This window comes from Kitasatospora sp. NPDC091257 (assembly GCF_044757675.1).
In the GTDB taxonomy this organism is placed as follows: Bacteria; Actinomycetota; Actinomycetes; order Streptomycetales; family Streptomycetaceae; genus Kitasatospora; species Kitasatospora lactacystinica.
Window position 1 is genome coordinate 1 of sequence record NZ_JBIVVI010000406.1, and the last position, 6,929, is coordinate 6,929.

7 protein-coding genes are annotated in these 6,929 nt (G+C 74.4%); 6 read left to right on the top strand and 1 reads right to left on the bottom strand.

Features of this window, described 5'->3' with window-relative positions:
- Window positions 1-251 precede the first annotated feature (251 nt).
- From ACIQOV_RS19795 to ACIQOV_RS19820, 6 genes are all read left to right on the top strand, one after another.
- Entirely contained in the window at window positions 252-1,193 is a 942-nt protein-coding gene (locus ACIQOV_RS19795; protein ID WP_401050087.1) for a TIGR01777 family oxidoreductase, read from the top strand.
- Window positions 1,194-1,318: 125 nt separating this feature from the next.
- A complete protein-coding gene (locus ACIQOV_RS19800; protein WP_401050089.1) occupies window positions 1,319-2,200 on the top strand; it encodes a hypothetical protein in 882 nt (293 codons plus the stop codon).
- 166 nt (window positions 2,201-2,366) lie between these two features.
- Window positions 2,367-3,407 (top strand): LuxR C-terminal-related transcriptional regulator, encoded by a 1,041-nt coding sequence (locus ACIQOV_RS19805; protein WP_401050091.1) that lies wholly within the window; start codon window positions 2,367-2,369, stop codon window positions 3,405-3,407.
- 150 nt (window positions 3,408-3,557) lie between these two features.
- The gene (locus ACIQOV_RS19810; RefSeq protein ID WP_401050094.1) at window positions 3,558-4,199 is read left to right on the top strand and encodes a hypothetical protein; all 642 of its coding nucleotides are present in this window, start codon (window positions 3,558-3,560) and stop codon (window positions 4,197-4,199) included.
- On the top strand, window positions 4,199-4,846 hold the full coding sequence (locus ACIQOV_RS19815; RefSeq protein WP_401050096.1) for an RICIN domain-containing protein: 648 nt from the start codon (window positions 4,199-4,201) through the stop codon (window positions 4,844-4,846). Before ACIQOV_RS19810 ends, ACIQOV_RS19815 begins: the two co-directional genes overlap by 1 nt.
- Window positions 4,847-5,216: 370 nt before the next feature.
- Window positions 5,217-6,383, top strand: a complete 1,167-nt coding sequence (locus tag ACIQOV_RS19820; protein WP_401050097.1) for a hypothetical protein — start codon at window positions 5,217-5,219, stop codon at window positions 6,381-6,383.
- Between the two features lie 200 nt (window positions 6,384-6,583).
- On the opposite strand, the gene ACIQOV_RS19825 is transcribed toward ACIQOV_RS19820, so the two are convergent.
- Window positions 6,584-6,929, bottom strand: a 346-nt coding sequence (locus ACIQOV_RS19825; RefSeq protein ID WP_401050099.1) for an SRPBCC family protein, incomplete at its 5' end; no start/stop codon positions are given.

Sequence of the window (6,929 nt, forward strand, 5' to 3'; positions counted from 1 at the left end):
GGACGGGGGTGGTGGTCATACCGGGTGCTCCTTCAGCGCTCTGCCGCCTCGTGGCGGGCTCTCCGATGGCCAGGAGCTTGCCGGGGTCCGCCTTCAACGCGGTTTCAGCACGGTTTCAGTCGCCCGGGCCGGCGGGTCGGACGGCGGGTCCGAGGACGGATCGAGCGGCAACGGATCGAACAGTAGAATTGAACGCGTTCAGAAGGGTGGGCTAGGCTGGTTCCGAGGAACCGAGGCACGAGGGGGAGCCCATGAAGGTCGTCATTCCCGGCGGATCGGGTGCGCTCGGGGCGCTGCTCGACCGGAGCCTGACCGCCGCCGGACACGAGGTCGTCGTACTGAGCCGCAGGCCCGCCGGGCCCCGGCAGGTCGGCTGGGACGGGCGGACCCTCGGCGCCTGGGCGGCGGAGATCGACGGCGCCGACGTTGTGCTCAACCTCGCCGGGAGCAGCATCAACTGCCGCTACACGGAGGCGAACCGGCAGGAGATGATGGACTCCCGGGTGCGGTCGACCCGGGTCGTCGGCGAGGCCGTCGCGGCCGCCCGCCGCCCGCCCGCGTCCTGGCTCCAGATGAGCACCGCCACCGTCTACGCCCACCGCCACGACGCCCCCAACGACGAGCGGGACGGCCTGATCGGCGGCAGCGAGCCCGACGCCCCGCCCGCCTGGCGGCACAGCATCGACGTCGCCCGGGCCTGGGAGCGCACCCAGGCGGAGGCCGACACCCCGCACACCCGCCGGGTCGCGCTGCGCACCGCCGCCGTCCTCGGCCCCGAACGCGGCGGCTCCCTCGACGCGCTCTCCTGGCTGGCCCGGCTCGGCGCCGGCGGCCCCGTCGCGGGCGGCGCCCAGTACGTCTCCTGGATCCACGAGCGGGACTTCGCCCGCGCCGTCGAGTTCCTGATCGCCCGTGAGGACCTCACCGGCCCGGTCAACCTCGCGGCCCCGAACCCGCTGCCCCAGCGCGAGTTCATGCGCGAGCTGCGGGCCGCCTGGGGCATGCCGCTGGCCCTGCCCGCCACCCGCTGGATGGCCGAGCTGGGCGCCTTCGCGCTGCGCTCCGACACCGAGCTGCTGCTGAAGAGCAGGCGCGTCGTCCCGACCCGCCTGCTCGACGCCGGCTTCGCCTTCGACCACCCAAGCTGGCCGGGGGCCGCCCGTAACCTCGTCCGGCGGCTGCGCGGGCGGTAGCCCGCCGTCGAAGCGCGGCGCCGAGGCTTCGTCACGGGGCCGTCACAGCTCTCCGCCGACGCTTGCCCGGGCCCGGCGGCTCCCGGGAGCCTGGAGCCACACACCGGGGGACACCAGGGGGCGGGATGCGGACGGTACGGCTGGCGTTCATGCGGCAGTGGGGAGGCAACATCGGGATCGGCCTCGCGCTGGCCGTGGTGGCGATGCTCGCGCTGGTCGGATCCGGTGCCACCGGCCCGGGCGAGGCGACCCTGATCGGGGCGCTGATCGCCGTCGCGGTGGCCGTCGCGGTGCCGCACACCTGCTGGCTGCGGGAGGACGAGCAGGGCCTCACCCTGGTCCGGCTGCTGGTTCCGCGCCGCTACGCCTGGTCGGAGATCCGCGGCCTGGCCATGGAGTTCGGGGAGGAGGTCGAGACCAGCGGCCACCACGTCACCCTCCGGCTGCGCCTCGCGGACCCGCCGGGCCGGTTCTGGGGCCCGCGGCTCGGCCGGATCGACGTCACCGAGGACGACCTGCCGCGCGGCACCGAACCGCGCGCCCTCGCCGAACTGTTCGCCCTGTTCGGTCGGCGCGGACTCCCCGTCGACCGGCCGGAGTTCGCGAACGAGGTGCTCCACGTCCGCGGGCTGCCGCCGCTGCCGTCCCGGCCGGTGCGCACCGTGCCGGCCGGGACGGTGCCCACGGCGGCCCAGGCCTACGCGGACGCCCCGGGCGTCGAGGAGGAGGAGAAGGACCTGGCCGCCCGCCGGAGCACCGCCAAGAGCCCGCCCCGCAAGCGGCGCGAGTACCTGCTGCGCACCGCCGCCCGGGCCGACCGCCTGGCGCTGGCGGACGGTGACGAGGACACGGGGCAGGCGGTGGGGGCACGGATCGCGGCCGGGAACCTGACCGAGCACGACGGCGTCACCGCCGACGGCGACGACGCGCGCGCATACGTCCGCCAGCAGTACCTGGACTGGCGCCGGACCTCCGCCCGAGTGCGGCGCGGAGAGCGAAGCAGATGATCTGTGAGCATTTCTGACGATACGCCATCCTGTGCGGATCCGGACCTCCGTGCGCGGGAGGCGGGCGTGCCCGGACGCGTGGGTACGAGTGCGAACGGCATGCTAGTTTCCCGGCATGGGGCGATGCAGGGCTCGTGGGGTGGCGGCACGGTCGGCGATCGAGGGGATGCGGGAGCTCGCGGGGGCGGGGCTGACGGCTTCGGAGGTCTTCCGGCGGGCGGATGAACTGCTGCGCCCGGTGCTGGAGTTCGACGCGGTGTGCTGGCACACCGCGGACCCCGCCACCGGGCTGGTGAACTCGGTGCAGAGCGAGGACCTCACCCTCGACGAGTTCGAGCACGCCGTGCGCCTTGAGGTGTGGGCGGACGACGTCGCGACCTTTCCCAAGATCCGGCGCAGCGGGGTGCACGCCGAGACGCTGAGCCGGGCGACCCGGGGGCGGATCGAGGAGAGCGTACGGTTCCGGGAGCAGGTGGCGCCGGCCGGGTTCGGGGACGAGCTGCGGGCGGTGTTCGACGCGGCGGGCGGCATGTGGGGGTGCGCGGCGTTCCTGCGGGCCCCGGACCGCGGCCCCTACCTGGAGCGACACCGTGAGCTCGCCGACGTCGCCGCCCGGCACCTGGGCCATGCGCTGAGGGCGTGCCACGTGCCGGCCGGGGCGGCGGTTGGCGTTCCGGCCGGGCCGGATCCCGGTCCTGCGGTGCTGGTGCTCGACCGGCGCAACCGGCTGCAGGCCCTGTCCGGGCCGGCCGAGGAACTGCTCGCCCGGCTGGCCGACCCGACGCCGTCCTCGCTCACCGTCCCGACCAGCGTGGCGATGGCCGCCGAGCATGCCCGCCGGACGGCGCACGGGCTGGTCGTACCGCAGCTCCCGGTGCGGGTGCGGACCAGGGACGAGCGGTGGTACCTGCTGCACGGGGCCGCCCTGCGCGGTGGCGAGGCGGAGGACGCGGTGACGGTGGTGGCCTCGCTCGCCTCGCCGGCCGAGGTGATGCCGCTCCACCTGGCCGCGTTCGGGCTGACCGCCCGCGAGCAGGAGGTGGCGTTGCTGCTGGTGCGCGGCGGTGACACCAGGGACGTGTCCCGGCTGCTCGCGATGACGCCGTACACGGTGCAGGACCACCTGAAGTCGGTCTTCACCAAGACCGGCGTGGGCAGCCGCCAGGAGCTGACCGCGCGGATCATGCTCGGCGAGGGACGCTTCTGATCCGCGCCCCGGTCGAGTGCGCCCCGCCGCGCGCCCCCAGAAATCTGGGATGGAGGCGGCCCCGCCGCGACCGTGAAGATTTCCTTCACGAGGTTCACGTCATGCACATGGCGTCTCGCAGCGCACCCCTTCCACCGGAGGAGCATGCTCATGAGTTCGCGCACCAGGCGCACCAGGCGCACCGTCGTCACCTCGGGGGTCGCCGCGCTCGTCGCGGTGACCGGACTCGGCCTCGGCGCCGCGCCCGCGCACGCCGATCCCGTACCGCCGACCACCACCTGCGACCCGGCCCGTGACGTCTACTGGGACGACGTCGTCTCGGCCCGGGTCGAGCCGACCATCACCGACTTCCTCGCGGTCGCGATCGTCCCGGGCACCACGGGCAGCTACACCAAGACCCTCAGCGAGGTCACCTCGGTGAGCACCACGGTCAACTCCAGCGCCGAGATCGGCACCGAATTCAAGGCGATCTTCGCCAAGGTGAGCGTCAAGGTCGGATTCTCGGTGTCCGACTCCCAGTCGACCACCCGCACCACCACCGTCAGCGAGACCGTGAACTTCAACAGCCCCGGCTACTACGGCCTCTACCGCGGCACCCGGAAGGTCACCGGTCAGTGGGTGCGCTACGTCTGTGCCCGCGCCGGCAGTACCGGCTACTGGATCAACACCAGCCCGAACGGCCCGGGCTCCTTCACCACCTTCGACGTCCCGGAGCTGGGCACCGTCTCCTGTGCCCACCCGGAGACCGCCGGTTCCCTGCGCGCGGCCGCCCGCGCGCGGCTCGTCTGCTGATGACCAGAACCACCGAACCCGCCCGGCCCGCCCACTGCGAAAGCGAGTCCACGATGCCCCACCCGCACCGTCAGCGCTCCCGCGCCCGCCGCCCGCTGAACGTCCTCGGCACGGTGGCCGCCGCTGGCGCCCTGCTGTTCACCGCCGCCCCCGTGGCCCTGGCCGCCCCCGCGTCGGCGGGCGCCCTCGCCGGCGATCCGGCGAGCAGCTACTCCTGCGATCCCGGGCTCTACCGCATCAACACCGCCGGCAACAGCCGGCCGCTGACCGTCGCGCTCTCCCCCGGGAACCACGGCTCGATCATCCAGTACTTCTGGGGCAACGAGTCGAACCAGAAGTGGCGCGTCTGTCGCAAGCACACCTCCGACGGCAGCGATCTGGTGTACTTCCAGGACGCCTGGCGCGGCTGGTGCATGGCGGTCGACCGATGGGGGACGGAGAGCGGCACCTGGATCCTCACGGTCGGCTGCGGCGACGACATCCCCGCGAACCAGTCGTTCCGGGTGGCGAAGGTGGCGGGCACCAACCTGTTCGCGCTGCAGGCCCAGCACTCCGGCAAGTGGGTCGCCGCCTCGGACCACAGCGACGAGATCCGCCAGGTGGTCCAGGACAGCACGCCGGACCTCTTCTACCTCCAGGCCGTCTGATCACCCGTCCGTGACACCGTCGGCGGGGCAGGCCGCTTCGACCCCGCAAGGGGCCGGACGGAACGGCCGCCCCGCCGACGAGCCGACCGTTCCGGACAGGGAGTCTCGCACCGCCGACGCCGAGCGGGGGAGAGGGCGGCGCCGGGCGCCCGCGGCGCAGTCGCGAACCGCGCCGGTCCCGGCGTAGGGCCCGCGCGTGCTGCGCCCTGTCATGTGCCGTAGGAACGTTCGACGCGGCGTCTACCGCGGGTCGGCGTTTGTCGCCCAGCTCCCCCGAGGCCGCCCCGGCGCGCTCCGGCCACCTCGTACGCTGGCGGCCGCCGATGCGAACGCATCGTGCGCACAAGGGGAGGAACGCGTGAAATCGCTCATGAGAAGGGCCCGTTGGCTGGGCGCGGCGGCCAGCGCGGGGCTGCTGCTGGCGCTCGTGCCCGGGGCCGCCACCGCGGCGCAGCCGGTGACCGCCGGGGCCGCGGGGAGCGCCGTGACCGCCGGGACCGCCCGCACCGTCACCGTGGGGTGGTCGGCCCCGGTCGCCGCCGTCACCCCCGACGGTGCCAAGGCCTATGTCGGGGTCATCGACGACGACAGCGGCCGCACGACGGTCCTCAAGGTCGTCGACACCGCGACCGGCGCGATCACCACCCGACTCACCCTGTCCACGGCCCCGTGGACCTACGTCGGCTCGCTGGCCGTCAGCCCGGACGGCACCCGGCTGTACGCGGCCGTCGGAACCTCCCGCCTGGTCACCGTCGACACCGCCGACGACACCGTCGTCGCCGACGTCCCGATCCCGGACCAGCCGCGCCCCGACGGGTACGTGCCCGGCACGGTCGGCTCCCTCGTGGTCGCCCCCGACGGCGCCGGCGTCTACCTCGCCCAGCGCGGGCCGCAGCAGCGCTACGGCGCCCGGCCGGGCCGCGTCCTCGCCTACTCCACCGCCGCCCGGGCGTTCACCGCCTCGCTCGACCTCGCCGACTTCGGTGTCGGCTCGATCGTCCTGCGCCCCAACGGCCAGGACGCCTACGTCACCACCGCGGCCGGTCTGGTCCACCTGGCCACCACCCCCACCTCGCTCACCACCGTCCGAACCTTCACCGAGGGCCACGGGGCCGGCGGCAGCGCGGTCCTCGGCCCCGACGGCAGCACGCTGTACGGCATCGGCGGCTCCGATTCCGACTACATCGTCGACACCGCGACGGACACCGTCACCTCGGGCTTCCACTTCGCGCCGGGGCACGGATCCCTGCGGGCCCCCGTGATCAGCCCGGACGGGCGCCGCCTGTACGTGGTCAGCCAGAACTCCGGCATCATGGGCCCGGGCACACCGTTCCCGCCCGGCCCGTACTACTCCAGCGTGATCCTCTCCTACGACACCGAGGCCGGCGCCCTCGTCCCCGCCGAGGCGGTTTACCCGCCGAGTGTGGGACTGACCTCCACCCTGAGCCTCGGCCCCGACGGTCGCACCCTCTACCTCGCTGGCGACATCTCCCCGACCGTCGGGGTGCGCGCCGGCCTCGACATCATCACCCGCTGACACCGCTGACACCGCTGACACCGCCGCGGCCCTGACGGCCGCCGGGCCCTGAGGGCTCGGCGGGTCCGTCGGGGCCGGGTCCGACGACACGGCAGCGATCGACGGGGCGGAACGGGTGCCGACGGGCCGGGAGGCAGAGGCACCCGACGAGCCGGCGAACCGTACGGCGACCCGGCGGGTGCCCGTTCCCGCCCGGCCGCCTACGCCCCGAGCAGGTGGTCCAGCACCCGGCCGAAGACCAGGCGCCCCGTCCGGGCGAGGACGGGATCGAGCAGGCGCGGCACGCCGGCGACCGTCAGCTCCTCCGTCCAGACCGCCGCACTGCCGCCGCCCACCGCCCGGACCCGCAGCTCGGCCCAGCCCCGCACCGGCCGGCCGCGTTTGACCAGCAGGCACCGCCCGTCCCGCCCGGGGCCGGGGGCGACCGGCTCGGTGAGCTCCATCGGGTCGTCGAAGCGCAGCGGTCCCAGGGCCGTCCGGGCCAGGACGACGTCGCCGGCCGCCCGGCCGGTGCCCCGGACCACGGAGACCCGGGTGAACGGCACC